The organism is Mesorhizobium subarcticum (genome assembly GCF_055456085.1).
Genome location: NZ_CM144237.1, coordinates 6,316,999 through 6,333,380 on the forward strand (window position 1 = coordinate 6,316,999; position 16,382 = coordinate 6,333,380).

The following is a 16,382-nucleotide window of genomic DNA, read 5'->3' on the forward strand; positions in this document are numbered from 1 at the left end:
TCCAACAGTCCTTTCCGGCAATTATCGGAACTCACGCCGGCTCAACAGGTTGCCGCATGCGGATGATTGTTTTCAAGCCGTCGCTCTCCCCCGCCAACAGCCGCTCATAGGCTGCGGGAATGTCGTCGAGGCCGATCTCGCGATCGATCAGGGCCAGCAGCGGTTCGCTCAGTTCACCCAGCATCCGCACGGCGTCGGGCAGTTCGTCGGCGAAGGCATGGCATCCCAGCAACGCGATCTCGCGTTCGACCAGGAGGTTGGGGTCGATGTCGAGACGGCCATGGAAGATGCCGACCATCGCCACCGCGCCGCCGGGATCGAGAACGCCGAGCAGCTGAGTGAATGCAGCGATGCTGCCGGTCGCCTCGATAGCCGCCAGCAACGGGGCATTGCCGGTTGCGGCGGCAATGGCATCGCGATCGAGGTCGACAATTTTCGCACCGGTCACCTGCGCGACGCGGGCAGAGCGCGCCTGGTTGCGGTCGGCGACAAGCACGGTACCGGCGAACGTTCTAGATAACAGCAACGCGGCAAGACCGCCGATCGGCCCGCAGCCGACGACCAGCACGGAGCCCGCCGTCTTCGGCAAACGCCGCACCGCGTGCAATGCCACCGCGAGCGGTTCCGCCATTGCCGCGACCCGTTCGTCAATCGCCGCATCGATGACATGCAGCAGACGCGCGGGCAACACCGCCTGTTCGGCGAAGCCGCCGTCGCAGACTTCGCCGACGAAACCCAGCGACGCGCAGAGATGGCGTCTGCCGGCACCGCATTGCGCGCACTCCCCGCACCAGAACCGGGAATCGGCGACCACCCTATCGCCGACTGCCACGGTGTCGACGCCATCGCCGAGCGCGATCACCGTGCCGGTCAGTTCATGGCCGGCCGTCGATGGTGACCGGCTTATCCATTGGCCGGTACGGAAATTGTGCAAATCCGAACCGCAAATGCCGGCGGCATCGACCCTGAGCTTCACCCAGCCGACGTCCGGAATGCCTGGAGCAGCAATGTCGTCCAAGCGCAGATCGCCGGGTCCGTAAAGTCGTGCCGCCTTCATTGCGATCGCCTCCGTTCAGCCGGCGAGGTAGCGGTCGCGAATTTCCGAGACCGCGTTCTCATGCGAACTGAAGCCCTCGTAGCGGGCGAGCCTGCGGGCATGCTTCGCCAGTTCCGGATAGGCGGCCGAGGTGACATAGCCGACCGACGAGCGCTTGACGAAATCCGTCACCGAGAGCGGCCCATAGGTTCGCGCCCAGCGGCTGGTCGGCAGCACCGCATTAGGCCCAAGCACGAAGTTGGCCAGCGTCACCGGCGTGTGCGGCCCCATGAGGATTTCGGCCGCCTCGGTGATGTGCCCGAGATGCGCGAACGGCTCCTTCGACAGTATCTCCAGATGTTCGGGGGCGTAGTCGTTGATGAAGCGGTAGCTGTCTTCCAGCGACGCGGTCAGCACGATGCCGCCTCGCTTGCCGGTCAGCACCGCGCGCGAGAACTCCACGCGCTGTTCGGTCATCCGCGACCAGTGCTCAGGAAGTGCTGCAAGTGCTGCCTCGGCGACCTTGCGGCTGTGCGTCACCAGATAGGCCGAGGAATCCGGCCCGTGCTCGGCCTCGATCAAAAGATCGAGCGCGGCAAGGCCGCCATCGACACTGTCATCGGCGAAGATGATGGCTTCCGACGGGCCGGCCGGAAGACCGGTGTTGATGATCGAGGACAGGACGCTCTTGGCCGCCACCACCCATGGACTACCGGGGCCGACGATCTTGAGCGCTGGCTTCACCGTCTCGGTGCCATACGCAACGGCGGCAACGGCCTGGGCGCCGCCGCATTTGTAGACGGTGTGCACGCCGGCAAGGCGAGCGGCAACCAGCGTCGCCGCATCCACCGAACCGTCCGATGTCGGTGGCGTCACGATGGCGATCTGCGGTACGCCGGCAATGACAGCTGGGACCGACGTCATCATCGTCACCGACGGAAAGGCGCCCTTGCCGCGCGGCACGTAAAGCGCAACGGACGCGATCGGCGTGTACCGGTCGCCGGCGTAGGCGCCAGGCCGGATTTCCTTGAGCCACATCGTCTCTGGCTTCTGCTCCTCATGGAAACGCCTGATGTTCTCAATGCCAAAGCCGATGCTTTCGACGACATCCTTTTCGACCGTGTCAAAGGCCGCATCGAACTCGGCTTCCGACACCTTCAGCGCGCCCTCGGCAACATTGGCCTTGTCGAGTTCCCGGGCGAAACGGATCAGGGCCGCATCGCCCTCGTCCTTGACGGCCTGGATGATCGGGCGGACCTTTTCGACGAAGACCGACAGATCACCCTCGGCGCGTTTCAGCAGGTTGGCGCGCTCGCTGGCATCGAGGGAAGACAGATCGTGGAAGCTGATGTCGGACATGGGTATTCCTCTTTGTTGGAGCGCAACGTGCCGGTCGGTCACAGTGCGGAAGGCTTTGATTTCGAACCTATGGCCAGCCGCCTCAAATCGATGCCAGGAAACCGCCGTCCACCGGAATGGACTGGCCGGTTATGTAGGCCGCAGCTTCCGAGGCAAGGAACACGGCAACGCCGTGCAGGTCGCCGAGATCGCCGAAACGGTGTTGCGGGATCTTGGCCAGCATCGACTGCTGCCATGCCTCGTTGCTGTAGAACACGTCAGTCATCGCCGTCCTGAAATAGCCCGGGGCGATGGCGTTGACCCTGATGCCGAGATCGGCCCACTCGGCCGCCAGCGCCCGCGTCATGCCGAGCAGGCCCGACTTCGACGAGCCATAAGGCACAGCGGTCGGAATGCCGACTTCTGAAGTCAGCGAGCAAAGATTGATGATGGCGCCGGACCGGCCGGCCTCGCGCATCTGTCGCGCCGCCGCCTGGGCGCAGAAGAACGCTCCCTTGAGATTGGTGTCGACGATCCGATCCCACAGCGCCTCATCGACATCGAGCGAAGGCCGGACCTCTTCCATCCCGGCATTGTTGACGAGGATGTCGAGACCGCCAAGCAGACCGGCAGCCTCGGCGGTGGCCGCACGGCAGCGGCCGACATCGGTGACGTCGAGCGCAACGGCGTGCGCCACCCCGCCGGCCGCGCGGATGGCCGCTGTCGTGTCATCGAGGGAGGCCAGGCTGCGCGCGGTGACCGCGACGTCGGCGCCGGCAGCGCTCAGCGCCTCGGCGATGCTGCGCCCAATGCCGCGGCTGGCGCCGGTGACCAGCGCTTTCCTGCCGGAGAGGTCGAACAGAGAAGCGTTGCGCATGTGATCCTCCTTGGCCGCTTCGGTTCCGTTGCGCCGAGACTATCAGACCGACTTACATATACAAGCATGTACAAATAACTTTGAGTGCGAGGGTTGGGCTTCACTTTATGAGCCTGTCGCAACTGTTGTGATTTCCCGAAAGCCGTGCTGAATTGCCTGGCGCGCACCCGGCACGATATTGGACGGTCTGCCGTTCCCACATGGAGTTTCCCGCAGGTGGCGCATCCCCTTTCGCCCGATGGCTTCAGCCCGGCCTTTCTGACTTGCATTGCTTTCGGTCGCAGCGACAATGCCCAATATGCTTGAAAGCAGCCCGCCCAGGAGCCTCTACCGCGAAACGGCGGGCGCCACCGGCAGCTACCCCGCCCTTGCCGGCGCACAGCGGGCAAGGGTCGCGATTGTCGGCGGCGGCTTCACCGGCCTTTCCACCGCCTTGCATCTGGCGGAAGCCGGCGACGAGGTTGCCGTGCTCGAAGCCCGGCAGCCAGGCTGGGGCGCGTCGGGCAGGAATGGCGGTCAGGTCAATCCCGGCCTCAAATACGATCCCGACACGATCGAGGCGATGTTCGGCCCCGAGCTTGGGCCACGGATGATCGATTTCTCCTATGGCGCGCCGGATTTCACTTTCGGTCTCATCAAGCGCCTGTCGATCGCCTGCGAGGCGCGGCAGAACGGCACCATACGCGCAGCCATTCGGCCCAAGCCTGAAGCCGCGGCGCGGACCACGGCCGCGCAATGCGTGCGGCGGGGCATGCCGGTCGAAATGCTGGACGCACAAGCGATGGCGGTGCGCACCGGAACCGACCGCTACATTTCAGGCATGTTCGACGCTCGCGGCGGCGACCTGCATCCCTTGAAATACACACTTGGCCTGGCCGCCGCCGCGCAGGGCGCCGGCGCGCGGATATTCGGCGACAGCGAAGTCCTTTTGCTGCGCAGGGACGCCGGACGATGGCTCCTCAAAACCGCGAGCGGCTCCGTCAGCGCAGAGAAGGTGCTGGTCGCAACCAATGGCTATACGGGAGCCCTGTGGCCGGGCCTGGAACAATCCCTGGTTCCGGTGTTCAGCGCGATCGCGGCGACCGAACCGCTTGCGCCGGCGGTCGCGGCCGCAATTCTACCCGGAAGACCCGTCGTCTACGAGGCCGGCAACATCACCGTGTACTACCGCATCGATGCCGAGAGGCGCCTGCTCATGGGCGGCCGCGGGCCGATGAAACCGATCGGCGATGCCTCCGCCATCCGCTACCTCACCGACTATGCGCTGCGGCTCTGGCCAGCAGTTGCGGGAACACGCTGGACACATGCCTGGAACGGCCGGGTTGCGATCACCAAGGATCATCTTCTGCACATTCACGAGCCGGAAGATGGCGTGCTGATCTGCCTTGGCTACAATGGCCGTGGCATCGCCATGGCCTCGGCAATGGGCGCTGCCCTGGCGCAGCGCCTGCGCGGCGACGAGACGTCGCCGTTTCCCATGCCGATTTCGCCGCTCAAGCCGATCCGGTTTCACCGCTTCTGGCCGCTCGGGGTGAAGGCGGCGATCCTTTCGGGGCGATTGAAGGACCGCTTCGGCCTCTGACGCGCAGAGCTTGCCCGGCCTGAAGGGCCTTGATTGTGGCCTTCCTACCGAAACTTTGGAAACGCGCCGCCGGCCGGCGCGTTGGCCCAGCTCTGCAAGGTCTGGCCGCCGTCGATCAACCAGTCGACGCCGGTGACATGTCTTGCCTCGTCCGAGGCCAGGAACGCCACGGCGGCCGCGACATCGCCCGGCTGGCCGATGCGGCGCAACGGGATGCGGTCGGCGAAATGCTGGACGCTGCTCTTGAAATCGCCGTCGCCGGAAGCCGGCACGCCGAGCGTCGTCTCGATCACGCCGGGGCAGATGGCATTGACGCGGACGCCGTAGGGTGCAGCATCGAGCGCCGCGACCCGCGTCAGCCCGACCACGCCATGTTTCGAGGCGACATAGCCGGCGCCGCCCGCAAGCACGTCCCAGCCGGCCATGGAGGACCCCATATTGACGATCGAGCCGCCGGTTTCGGCCTTGATCATCGCCCGAAGCGAAGCCTGCAGCACAAGGAAGATACCGCGCAAATTGATGCGGATGATGGTGTCCCAATCCTCCACCGGCAAATCGTGCACGGGAGCGACGACGCCCGAAATGCCGGCATTGTTGAACACCACATCCAGCCCGCCGAATGTCTCGACGGTGGTTTCAACGGCGCCGCGTACACTCTTCTCATCGGTGACGTCAGCCTCGATGGCGATGGTTTCTTTTCCCAGCGAGCGAGCCAGCTCGCGGGCAGCCGCGCCGTTGCGGTCGACAATGGCGACCCGCGCGCCTTCGTCCAGGAAACGCCGGACCGCGGCACTGCCGATGGCGCCGGCTCCGCCGGTAACAAGAACTATCTTCCGGTCGAACCGCTTCATCCCCTAGTCTCCGGCGTTGGATAGGAACGCCATGAATGGGCCGGCTCGAAGCCCAGCGTTTCGCGCGCATGGGCCGTGTCGAGGACGGAACCGAAACCGGCGATCGGCCGCGACAGGGCGACGCCTGGATAGACCCGGCTCACCAGCGCTTCGGTCTCCTCTTCCATAAAGGTGTCGGCGGCGCTGAGCAGGACGCGCAGATGGCCTTGGCCTTGCCATTCGAGCGCCCGCAGAAAGCCTTGCCCGGCGTCGCGCGCGTCGAGATAGGCCCACAGGTCGCGGGCACTGTCGGCGGTGGCGCGGCGCGGATCCACGCCCTCGAAGAACGAGCCTGGTGTCTGGATCCATGGCATGCGGATGCTGACGGCCGAAAAGGCGCCGCGGCGCACCGCCGCGTCGACGATTTCCTCGCCCAGCCATTTCGACAGGCCGTACGGATCCTGCGCGCCGACCGGATGGTTCATGTCGACCGGCAGATAGGGCGGAATGACCGCCTTCTCGAAGAAGGGATAGCCGAAGACGCTGAAGGACGAGGCATAGACGAAGCGCCTGGCGCCAGCCATGGCGGCGGCCTCGACGACATTGTAGGCGGTCGCGATATTGGTGCTGAACACCTCGCCGCCGGCCCGCCCGGTTGGCCGCGGAATGGCCGCGACATGCACGACGGCATCGCAATCGCGCACCAGCTGCAGGGTTGACCCCAGATCGGTCAGATCGGCGGTGGCGTGCCGCCATGCGCCGCCGACCGGCGTCACCGTATCGATGCCCAGCACATCGTGGCCGGCGGCAAGCAAAGCCTCGGCGACATGGCGGCCAAGCAAGCCGCTGGCTCCGGTGACGATCGTCCTCATATCACGGCCCTCGGCTCGGCAAACTCAGCGGCCCGAATATCATTGATGATCATACAAATCGAGCACATGGTTGCGGCCTCTTGTCAAGACCATATCGCGCTGGACAAATAGCGCATACGCTTGTCGCAGCGGCGTGCGCAAGGCCGACGGCTACAGCTTTGCGTCGAACGGGATTGACTTGGCATCCGCCAGGGTTTTTTGTATGAGCATCAACGATCGACCAAAGGAGATCGCCATGGCCGTGGACGTCTTTTCCTCACATCGGCACGACGACGCGGTGCGCCTCGATCCGCAGCGCGCGGCAATTGTCGTCATCGATATGGTCAATGAATTCTGCAAGCCCGGCGGGGCCATGGTCCTGCCTGGATACGAGACGCTGGTCGGCCCGCAACTGGCCGTCATCGAGGCGGCGCGCGCGCGCGGTGTCCCGGTGATCTGGGTTCACGATGCGCACCGGCCGGGCATGCGCCGCGAGCGCGAATGGGTCAAGCGCACGCCGCATTGCCTGGAAGGCAGCTGGGGACCTGAAATCATCGAGGACCTCGGGGCTCGAGATGATGAGATCCATGTCATCAAGCGTCGCTACTCGGCCTTCTTTCAGACCGACCTCGACCTGACGCTCAAGGACATGCAAGTCGACCAGTTGGTCATCTTCGGCGTGGTCACCAACATTTGCGTGCGCTCCACAGTCCACGACGCTTTTTTCCAGGGCTATGAGGTGGTGGTGCCGAGCGATTGCTGCGCGGCGACCGGACCGCGCGAGCAGGAAAGCTCGCTCTACGACATAGCGACGCATTTCGGCGTGGTCAGTAATTCGGCTGATGTGGTTGCTGCTCTTCGCGATGGAGCGTCACTGCAACCGACCGAGGTCGCGGCTTGAGCTATCCAGAGCCGGCGGCATCCGATACAGGCAACAGGAGTCCGGTTTGACGACCGAAAACAAATCCACGAAAAGCCCGGCACCGAAGCGCGGCAATGCAGAACCACTGAGCCGCGAGCAGGTGCTGGAGCGATACGCCGGGACCGGATACGCGTTGGACGAGCATCCTGCGCACATCATCCGCAAGGCGCATCAGCGCGCGACGCTGCGTTTCCAGCAGGTCATGGCTGGCGAAGATCTGTCGCCGACCCAGTTCGCGGCCCTTGCCACGATCCTCAAACACGGCGAAGTCTCGCAGAACCATCTCGGCCGGCTGACGGCGATGGACCCGTCCACAATCAGCATCGTCATGCGCAAGCTGCTCAAGCACGGTCTGATCACGCGCAGCGCTTCCGACACCGACCAGCGCCTGTCGATGATCGCGCTGACCGAAAAAGGGACCGAGTACACGCTCGAGCGGCTCGAACGCAGCGTCGAGGTCGGACGGCGCTTCCTGTCGCCGCTGTCACCCAGCGAACAGGCGACGTTGCTGCGCCTGCTGAAGCGCATCAATGACGACGACCCATCGAATGGCAACGGCGGCAAGTAAGCCGCGTCCAGGCCCTTTTCCATACCAGTAGAAATGAGACCCAATGTCGCCCGACCCCAAGTCGTCTGCCAGCACGCTCGTCGTCCGCAATATCGGCCTCATGCTCAGCGGTGACCTCGGCCAACCGATCATCGATGCCGACACCATTGTCGTGACCGACGGGCGCATATCAGGCATTGGCAAGGCTAGTGACGTCGACAGCGGCAACGCAGCAACAATCATCGATGCGATGGGCTGCGCGGTCGCACCAGGGCTTATCGACAACCATGCCCATCCGGTGGCCGGCGACTGGACGCCACGGCAGAACCAGATCGGCTGGATGGATTCGACCGTGCATGGCGGCGTCACCACGATCATCTCGGCGGGTGAGGTCCACACGCCGGGCCGCCCGCGCGACCTGGTCGGATTGAAGGCGCTGGCGATCGCGGCGCAGCGGACATTCTCCAACTTCCGGCCCAATGGCATGAAGATCCTGGCCGGAGCCCCCATCCTAGAGCCGGGCCTCACCGAGGATGACTTCCGATACCTCGCCGAGACCGGCGTGACGCTTGTCGGCGAGGTCGGACTTGGCGGCGTCAAGGATGGCCCAACCGGCCGGCAGATGATCGCCTGGGCGCGCAAATACGGCATGACCTCGATGACGCATACGGGTGGCCCGTCCCTGCCCGGCTCCGGCCGCATCGGTGCGGATGTCGTGCTGGAGGTCGACGCCGATATCGTTGCCCACGTCAATGGCGGGCCGACGGCGCTCCCCGAAGCCGAGATCCGGCAGATCTGCGAAAACGGCTCGCGCGCGCTGGAAATCGTCCATAACGGCAATCTGCGCACCGGACTGTTCGTGCTCGACCTGGCGAGGCAGCGCGGCGAACTTTCGCGTGTCATCCTGGGCACCGACAGCCCGGCCGGATCCGGCGTGCAGCCACTCGGCATTTTGAGGACGCTGACCATGCTGGCTTCGCTGGGCGGCATCGCGCCGGAAGTGGCGTTCTGTCTTGCCAGCGGCAACACGGCGCGCGTGCGCGGACTGGCTGACCGCGGCATCATCGAGGTCGGCCGCGCCGCCGACCTGATCTTCATCGATCAGGCGATCGGCGGCGCCGGCGACGGGCTGCTCGACAGCGTCGCGCTCGGCAATTTGCCGGGCATCGGCATGGTCGTCATCGACGGCGAGGTGCGGACCGGCCGCAGCCGCAATACCCCACCGGCGATGCGGGTGCCCGAAGTTCTGGCGGCTTGACGGTCAGCTTACACCGTCAACCCCGACGATCCTGTCCTTGGTTAACCCGCCGACGCGCGGGTGCGGCCGGCCGGAATCGGTGACGGCGATGGCAACGATGATCTCGTCGGCACGCGGTGCATCGGGAACACGGACCTCCATACCGTCGAAATGGCTGCGCACCCGCGCCGCGTCCTTGTGGCCGAGCGGTATGTCGAGCGGCACGCCGAGGCCGCCGCGCTTCTTCGATGAGGGAATGAGCGCGGCACCCTTGCCCAGCACATCGCGGAACGGGGCGCCTAGCTTTGGATGCAGGATGGCTGCGGCATGTTCAAGCTCGCCGTCGGCACCCACGGCGGCTGCTTTGCCGAAGCTTTCGACCTGATCACCGGCAATGCCTAGCGCAGCGACGGCCCGCCTGGGCAAGATATCGCCGAGCACCTCGCCGATGGCGCTCAACGCCGATAGATCCTCGGCAAAGGCACCGGCATAAGGGTTGCGGATCACCGCGATGGCTGCGGCACGCCGCGTCGGCGGGTCGACGGGGCGGCCACCCTCGATGCGGGTTTCCTCGACGATGGTGATGATGCGCCGGATTTCCGTGCTCATCGCAATCCGTCCTCGCCCTTGATGTCGACCGCCGCCAGGCCGCCGACCCGCGCATGAACGCGCGCGCCGGTCGTCATCGCCAGGATGACCGCCATCTCGTCGCTGCGCGGTGCGTCGCCGACGCCGATCTCGATCGCGTCGAAATGGCTGCGCACATAGGAGGCGTTGATGTGGGTGATCGGAATGTCGATGCGCGTTCCGGGGCCGCCGACCTTCTTGGTCGAGGGAACGATTGCCTTGGCGTCACCGAGAAGTTCGCGCATCGCGTAGCCACCCGGATTGTGCCACAGTGCGCCGTGTTCAAGCTCGCCGGCGGCGCCGACGATGGCACCCTTGCCATAGCCTTCGACAGCGGCGACGCCATCGCCCAAGGCATCGATCAGGCGCCGCGCCATTTCGAGGCCGAGCGGCTTCAGATCCTCCATGAAGCCGGTGATCTCTTCGACGTAACGCCCGGCAAAAGGGTTGGCGATGACGGCGACGATCGCGCCGCGCTTGGGCGGGCGTACCGCGGGAGGCCCACCCTCATGGAAGATCTCCTCGACCTGGACCAGAAATTTCCTGACCACCACTGCTGGCATTGCGCGTATCCTTCGTCCCGTCACTCATGAAAACTCGTTAGAGTATCAACAATTATGGATCGTCGATATTTGTCAAGCGTCGCGGTGGAGGACGCGGATCATAGACCTGAGAAAACTGCATCGGATGACGATTGACAGCCTGTTTAGCCGCTCCTAAACTCATATGACCATCAACGAACTTGCCGGCATTCCGGTGACATGTGGGGATGGTCAAGGCGTGGCTTCAAAAGCTGAAAAAAGCTGAAGGGGAATGATATGACAAGGGCGCTCAAGAGTTTATGTCTGGCCGGCACGATGCTTGCCATTTCGTTGGGATCGGCTGCCGCACAGACCAAGGTTTCCGTGGCCGCCATCTCGGGATATTTCGCACAGGGCTTTGGCGTTTCGATCGTCAACGGCCTCAACAAGGCCAAGACCGATTTCGGCATCGACCTCAAGCTGGTCGACACCGGCAATCGCGCCCTGGACTATCAGGAGCAGTTCGAAAACCTCGCCAAGGGCAAACAGTACGACCTCATCTTCGTGATGGGCTGGGAGCTGGTGGATTCCCTGCAGAAGGTCAGCAAGGAGTATCCCGACCAGCGCTTCGTCTTCATCGATGGCGTGCTCGACAATCCCAACATGATCTACGCCAACTTCGCCGAGGAACAGGGCTCCTTCGTCGCCGGCGCGCTGGCCAGCATGATCGAGGCCAAGGGCAGCGAGTTTCCCAAGATCGGCGACGGCAAGGCAATCGGCTTCGTCGGCGGCCGTGACATCCCGGTGATCCGCAACTTCCTCGGCGGCTACGAGCAAGGCGCCAAATACGCCGCGCCCGATGTCAAGGTGAACTCCGTCTTCGCCGGCACCTTCGACGATCCGGCCAAGGGCAGCGAGCTTGCCCAGGCGCTTTACGGCCAGGGTTCCGATATCGTCTACAACGTTGCCGGCCCGACCGGTGAGGGCGTCATGCAGGCCAGTGCCGCGGCCGACAAATATTCGATTGGTGTCGATATCGACATGTGCGCCACCGCGCCCGGAAATGTGCTCGGCAGCATGCTGAAGCGCGGTGACATCGCCGTCTACACACTGATCAAGGACGAGGTCGGCGGCAAAAAGGTCACCGCCGGCACCCGCACCTTCGACCTCGCCTCTGGCGGCGTCGAGTTCAAGGTCTGCGACGACATCGCACCGAAGATCCCGGCCGACGTGACGACCAAGCTGGACGAGATCAAGAAGGGCATCCTCGACGGCAAGATCGTCATCGCCAAGGCGAAGTAAGCCAGCAACAGCGCATCCCTCCCAAGAAAGCGCTACACTGATCCGTTGCGGCATGCCGCGACGGATCAGTGACCAATCTGCGAGAGAGCCCTCAATCTGCGAGAGCCATGGTGTCGAACGCGCCGGGATCATCGACCATCCACAGTCCTGCCGCGATGGCCGTCGAGTTGACGGCTATCACCAAGCGTTTTGGCGCCTTTGTTGCCAATGACGGCATCGACCTTGCTGTTCGCCGGGGCGAGATTCACGCCATTATCGGCGAGAACGGCGCCGGCAAGACGACACTGATGAACATCCTGTTCGGCCTGCTGCAGCCCGACGAAGGCTCGATCCGGCTGAATGGCGAGGCGACGGTGGTGGCAGACCCGGCCGAAGCCATCAAGGCTGGGCTCGGCATGGTGCACCAGCATTTCAAGCTGGTGCCTTCGCTCTCCGTCGCCGACAACGTCTTTCTCGGCATGGAAATCCGCCGCCACGGGCTGATCGACCATGCCGCGCAGATCGCGCGCACTAGCGAATTGTCGAAGCGTTTCGGGCTGCATGTCGATCCGACCGAGCGCGTCGGCCTGCTCTCGGTCGGCATCGAGCAGCGCATCGAAATCCTGAAAGTTCTGGTGCGCGGCGCCCGCACCATCATCCTCGACGAGCCGACGGCGGTGCTGACGCCGCAGGAGAGCCGCGAACTGTTCCAGACGCTGCGCAGCTTCGTCGCCGAAGGCATGACCGTGATCTTCATCTCGCACCATCTGGAAGAGGTGATGGAGGTGTCCGATACGGTCACGGTGCTGCGCAACGGCAAGAAGGTCGCGACCCGCCCGACATCGGAACTCAGCAAAGACGAACTGGTTCGCATGATGGTCGGCCGCGACGTCAGTTTCGAGCGCCGTCCGCGCGCCGAGTTGCAAGGCGATGTGATCCTTGAGGTCAAGGATTTGTGGGCGCGCGACGACCGCCGCTTGCCGGCGCTTCGCAACGCCAGCTTCATTGTCCGTGCCGGTGAGGTCGTGGGGATTGCCGGCGTCGCCGGCAACGGGCAGACGGAACTAGCAGAAGTGCTTTCCGGTCTGCGGCCGGCAAGCCATGGCGAGGCCTGGCTGAAAGGCAAGAATCTCGCCGCACTCTCCCCCGCCGCGATCCGCGAGGCCGGCCTTGCCCATGTCCCTGGCGATCGCATGGTGCACGGGGTCGATGGCAACGCGTCGATCGCGGCAAACACACTGATGGGCCGCCAGCATCGTGCGCCGTGGAGCCGCAATGGCGTGCTCGACTGGAAGGCGATCGGCCAGAATGCCGGCGCACTGATCAAGCGTTTCGACATCCGTGCGCGCGGGGCCAACGATACCGTCAAGCGGCTTTCCGGCGGCAACATCCAGAAGGTCGTGCTGGCGCGCGAATTCACCAACGGCGCCGACTTCCTGCTGATCGACCAACCGACGCGCGGCGTCGACATCGGCGCCCAGGAGGCCATCCATGACGAGATCATGCGCCAGCGCGCCGCCGGCCGCGCGATCCTGCTGATTTCCGTGCAGCTTGACGAACTGGCGGCGCTCGCCGACCGCATCCTAGTGATGTTCAACGGGCGGATCATGGGCGAAGTCGCCGGCGACGACGCTGACGAAGACAGGATCGGCATGATGATGGCGGGCGTATCGCCGCAGCTGGAGCCCGCATGATGAGTGACCGTTTACGCGCCTTTTCCGGCCAGATCATCGCGGTGGGCGTAGCCTTGCTGCTGGGTGCGATCATCATCCTGCTGGTCGGCGAAAGCCCGCTCCGTGTCTTGATGACGCTGCTGCGCGGTGCCTTTGGTGACCAGGAGAAGATTGCCGGCACCTTGCTGCAGACGACGCCGATCCTGATCTGCGGCGTCGCCGCCTGCATCGGCCTGCGCGGCGGCATGTTCAATGTCGGCATCGAGGGCCAGCTGTTCCTGGGCGGATTTGCCGCCGCCTGGGTCGGCTTCACCTTTTCCCTGCCCGCGGGCATCCACACGCTGGCGGCGCTGGCGCTGGCGGTCGTTGCAGGCGCGGCCTGGGTCGCCATCCCCGCTTTTTTCCGCGCCCGCTACAACACCAACGAAGTTGTCTCGACGATCCTGTCGAACTACATCGCCGTGCTGCTTACCTCCTATTTCACCATCTTCCTGTTCAAGCGGCCCGGCGGCTGGTCGGAGACGCCGCCGATCCTGGCGACAGCCTATCTGCCGGAGATCTTTTCCTTCTCGCGGCTGAATTGGGGGCTGTTCATCGGCCTGCTGCTGGCGGTGGGCGTGGCGCTGGTCTTCCGCTACACCAGTTGGGGCTACGGCGTGACCATGGTCGGGTCGGCGCCGAAATTCGCCGAGTATGGCGGTGTCAATGTGAAGCGGCAGGGCTTCATCGTGCTGCTGCTTTCGGGCGCCGTCGGCGGACTGGCCGGTGGTGTCGAGACGCTTGGTGTGCATCACCGGTTCATGGAGGGCTTTGCTCCCGGCTTCGGCTTCGACGGGCTGATCGCCGCCCTGCTCGCCAATGGCTCGCCGGTTGCCACCATCGTCACGGCACTGTTCTTTGGCGCGCTGCGCAGCGGGTCGCTGCTGCTCGAGGTCGATACCAGCGCGTCGCGTGAAATCATCACCGTGATCCAGGCGCTGATCATCCTCAGCGTCTCGGCGCAGGTCCTGATCAAACGCCGTGGCGACAGCCAGGCGGGGGAGCGGCGATGGAAATTCTAGATAAGCTCATCAACGTCGCGCTGATCGCCGCGACGCTTCGCACCACCGCGCCAATTCTCCTGGTCGCGCTTGGCGGGTCATTCACCACCAAGGCCGGCATCTTCAACATCGGCCTCGAAGGCCAGATGCTTGTCGGCGCTTTCTTCGCCGTCATCGGCTCGATCTGGACAGGTTCGGCATTCGCAGGGGTCGCCTGCGGCGTCGCCGCGGCACTTGTCTTAGCCCTTGCCTTTGCCGTGCTGGTGGTGACGTTCCGGGCCAATGAGGTGGTCGTCGGGCTGGCGCTCAACATCCTTGCCGGCGGCATGACGATCTCGCTGATGAAGGCGATTTTCGGCACCCGCGGATCGATCGTCGGTCACGGCATTGTCGGCCTGCCCAAGGTGCAGATACCCGGTGCCCAGGCGTTGCTCGGCTCATGGGCGCCGCTGATCTCCGGTTTCACGCCGATCGTCTATGTCTCCTTCATCGCGGTGCCGCTGCTGGTGCTGTTCTACAACCGCACCCGGCTCGGGCTCTATATCCGCGTCGTCGGCGAGAAACCCGAAGCCGCCGAAGCGCTCGGCATCTCGATCACCCGCGTCCGCTACATCGCTTCGCTGCTGTGCGGATTGCTGGCCGGCCTCGCCGGCGCGCATCTGTCGCTCGGCTACATCACGATGTTCACGGAGAACATGTCCTCGGGCCGTGGCTTCATGGCAGTGGCGATCCTGATCTTCTCCAATGGCGACCCGCTGAAGGTGCTGGCCGGCTGCCTGCTGTTCGGCTTCGCCGATGCCTTCTCGCTGCGCCTGCAGACATTCGGTTTCCCGTCCTATCTGGTGCTCACTGTGCCTTACGTGGTCGCATTGACGGCGTTGTTCGCGCTGTCCTACCGGGCGCGGCCAAAAATCGTCAAGGAGACGCTGGCGTCGATGCAAAAACTCCTGTCGGTGGACAGGAACAGCGCCACGGCCGACAAAAATCCGCAATGAAGGAACTCTCAATGGAACGCATAATCCTCGACGTGGATTCTGCCGGCGACGATATTCTGGCCGTGCTGTTTGCCGCGGCGAACCCGAATGTCCGGCTCGAAGGCGTCACCACCGTCACCGGTGCCGCAGGCCCGATCGAACAGGTCACCAATGTCGTCCTCAACACGCTGACGCTGGCCGGGCGCGACGATATCCCGGTCCACGCCGGCGCCTGGCGGCCGATCGTTGGCAATTCCAAGGCCGACATGGAGGCGCCGGTGCATTTCGAGAAGCGGCTGATCGCCCGTTTCGGCGACAGGTTGAAGAAATTCAATCCGCCGGCGCCAACGCCCTCACGCCAGGCGACGCCGGGTCATGCGGTCGACTTCATCATCAACACGGTGATGGCCAACCCGGGTAAGATCACACTGGTCACGACGGGCCCGTTGACAAATGCCGCCATGGCACTGCTGCAGCAGCCGCGTCTGACCGGCGCGCTCAAGCGGCTGCTGGTGCTGGGTGGCAATTTCCAGACGCCCGGCAACATGACCCCGCTATCGGAATACAACATCTGGGCCGACCCGGAGGCTTCACGCATCGTGCTCAACGCCGATGTCGACAAGATCCTGGTGCCGCTCGACATTTGCGAGGACAACCGCGTCGCCGCCTCGATGCTGACGCGCGACGATATCGCCGACATGCAGGGCGTTGCCCGGAAGAACCCCGTCTTCGACATGATCGCCGACAGTTTTCCGATCTACATCGACATCTGGCGCGAATTCTTCGACTTGGTCGGCTTCCCGATGGATGACGTCATCACCGTGGCGCTGGCCTTCGATCCCGGCCTTGCCACCATGACCGAGCCGCTCTTCGTCGATGTCGTGCTCGACGGCCGCCTCGCGCGTGGACAGACGGTCGCCCATCGCGGCCGTCAGCTGCTGCCCGGCGGCGGGCCCAAGACCACGCGCATCTGCACCGATCTCGACGGCCGCCGCTTCCTGAACATCTTCAAGCAAACCATCGCGCGCTACGAACAAGCGGCGTGA

General features: G+C 64.3%; 16 protein-coding genes. 9 read left to right on the top strand and 7 right to left on the bottom strand.

The window, feature by feature from the left end; translation table 11 throughout:
* Positions 1 to 31: 31 nt before the first annotated feature.
* The 3 genes from ACZYHG_RS30915 to ACZYHG_RS30925 form a co-directional block, all read right to left on the bottom strand.
* On the bottom strand, positions 32 to 1,057 hold the full coding sequence (locus ACZYHG_RS30915; protein ID WP_464611817.1) for a zinc-dependent alcohol dehydrogenase: 1,026 nt from the start codon (positions 1,055 to 1,057) through the stop codon (positions 32 to 34).
* 15 nt (positions 1,058 to 1,072) lie between these two features.
* Positions 1,073 to 2,395, bottom strand: a complete 1,323-nt coding sequence (hisD, locus tag ACZYHG_RS30920) for a histidinol dehydrogenase (protein WP_464611818.1) — start codon at positions 2,393 to 2,395, stop codon at positions 1,073 to 1,075.
* 82 nt (positions 2,396 to 2,477) lie between these two features.
* Complete coding sequence (locus tag ACZYHG_RS30925; protein ID WP_464611819.1) at positions 2,478 to 3,251, bottom strand: SDR family NAD(P)-dependent oxidoreductase; 774 nt, start codon at positions 3,249 to 3,251, stop codon at positions 2,478 to 2,480.
* Positions 3,252 to 3,549: 298 nt separating this feature from the next.
* Between ACZYHG_RS30925 and ACZYHG_RS30930 the strand changes: the two genes are divergently transcribed.
* Positions 3,550 to 4,833, top strand: coding sequence for an NAD(P)/FAD-dependent oxidoreductase (locus ACZYHG_RS30930; RefSeq protein ID WP_464614829.1), 1,284 nt, complete (start codon positions 3,550 to 3,552; stop codon positions 4,831 to 4,833).
* 44 nt (positions 4,834 to 4,877) lie between these two features.
* On the opposite strand, the gene ACZYHG_RS30935 is transcribed toward ACZYHG_RS30930, so the two are convergent.
* Together ACZYHG_RS30935 and ACZYHG_RS30940 are read right to left on the bottom strand one after the other, a co-directional pair.
* Positions 4,878 to 5,684: an SDR family NAD(P)-dependent oxidoreductase gene (locus tag ACZYHG_RS30935; protein WP_464611820.1), complete on the bottom strand. Its 807-nt coding sequence runs from the start codon at positions 5,682 to 5,684 to the stop codon at positions 4,878 to 4,880.
* A complete protein-coding gene (locus tag ACZYHG_RS30940; RefSeq protein WP_464611821.1) occupies positions 5,681 to 6,535 on the bottom strand; it encodes an NAD-dependent epimerase/dehydratase family protein in 855 nt (284 codons plus the stop codon). Before ACZYHG_RS30940 ends, ACZYHG_RS30935 begins: the two co-directional genes overlap by 4 nt.
* Positions 6,536 to 6,770: 235 nt before the next feature.
* Between ACZYHG_RS30940 and ACZYHG_RS30945 the strand changes: the two genes are divergently transcribed.
* From ACZYHG_RS30945 to ACZYHG_RS30955, 3 genes are read left to right on the top strand one after another with little or no spacing between them, the layout of a single operon-like run.
* On the top strand, positions 6,771 to 7,415 hold the full coding sequence (locus ACZYHG_RS30945; RefSeq protein WP_464614830.1) for a cysteine hydrolase family protein: 645 nt from the start codon (positions 6,771 to 6,773) through the stop codon (positions 7,413 to 7,415).
* Positions 7,416 to 7,461: 46 nt separating this feature from the next.
* Positions 7,462 to 8,004, top strand: coding sequence for a MarR family winged helix-turn-helix transcriptional regulator (locus tag ACZYHG_RS30950; RefSeq protein ID WP_464611822.1), 543 nt, complete (start codon positions 7,462 to 7,464; stop codon positions 8,002 to 8,004).
* 43 nt (positions 8,005 to 8,047) lie between these two features.
* Positions 8,048 to 9,241 (top strand): amidohydrolase family protein, encoded by a 1,194-nt coding sequence (locus ACZYHG_RS30955; protein WP_464611823.1) that lies wholly within the window; start codon positions 8,048 to 8,050, stop codon positions 9,239 to 9,241.
* 3 nt (positions 9,242 to 9,244) lie between these two features.
* On the opposite strand, the gene ACZYHG_RS30960 is transcribed toward ACZYHG_RS30955, so the two are convergent.
* The gene (locus tag ACZYHG_RS30960; protein ID WP_464611824.1) at positions 9,245 to 9,829 is read right to left on the bottom strand and encodes an amino acid synthesis family protein; all 585 of its coding nucleotides are present in this window, start codon (positions 9,827 to 9,829) and stop codon (positions 9,245 to 9,247) included.
* On the bottom strand, positions 9,826 to 10,410 hold the full coding sequence (locus ACZYHG_RS30965; RefSeq protein WP_464611825.1) for an amino acid synthesis family protein: 585 nt from the start codon (positions 10,408 to 10,410) through the stop codon (positions 9,826 to 9,828). The genes ACZYHG_RS30960 and ACZYHG_RS30965 overlap by 4 nt, the downstream gene beginning before the upstream one ends.
* A 255-nt stretch (positions 10,411 to 10,665) precedes the next feature.
* On the opposite strand from ACZYHG_RS30965, the gene ACZYHG_RS30970 reads away from it, so the two are divergent.
* From ACZYHG_RS30970 to ACZYHG_RS30990, 5 genes are all read left to right on the top strand, one after another.
* Entirely contained in the window at positions 10,666 to 11,670 is a 1,005-nt protein-coding gene (locus tag ACZYHG_RS30970) for a BMP family lipoprotein (protein WP_464611826.1), read from the top strand.
* 107 nt (positions 11,671 to 11,777) lie between these two features.
* A complete protein-coding gene (locus ACZYHG_RS30975; RefSeq protein WP_464611827.1) occupies positions 11,778 to 13,343 on the top strand; it encodes an ABC transporter ATP-binding protein in 1,566 nt (521 codons plus the stop codon).
* Positions 13,343 to 14,383, top strand: a complete 1,041-nt coding sequence (locus ACZYHG_RS30980) for an ABC transporter permease (RefSeq protein ID WP_464611828.1) — start codon at positions 13,343 to 13,345, stop codon at positions 14,381 to 14,383. The genes ACZYHG_RS30975 and ACZYHG_RS30980 overlap by 1 nt, the downstream gene beginning before the upstream one ends.
* Positions 14,371 to 15,357: an ABC transporter permease gene (locus ACZYHG_RS30985; protein ID WP_464611829.1), complete on the top strand. Its 987-nt coding sequence runs from the start codon at positions 14,371 to 14,373 to the stop codon at positions 15,355 to 15,357. The genes ACZYHG_RS30980 and ACZYHG_RS30985 overlap by 13 nt, the downstream gene beginning before the upstream one ends.
* An 11-nt stretch (positions 15,358 to 15,368) precedes the next feature.
* Positions 15,369 to 16,382, top strand: coding sequence for a nucleoside hydrolase (locus tag ACZYHG_RS30990; RefSeq protein WP_464611830.1), 1,014 nt, complete (start codon positions 15,369 to 15,371; stop codon positions 16,380 to 16,382).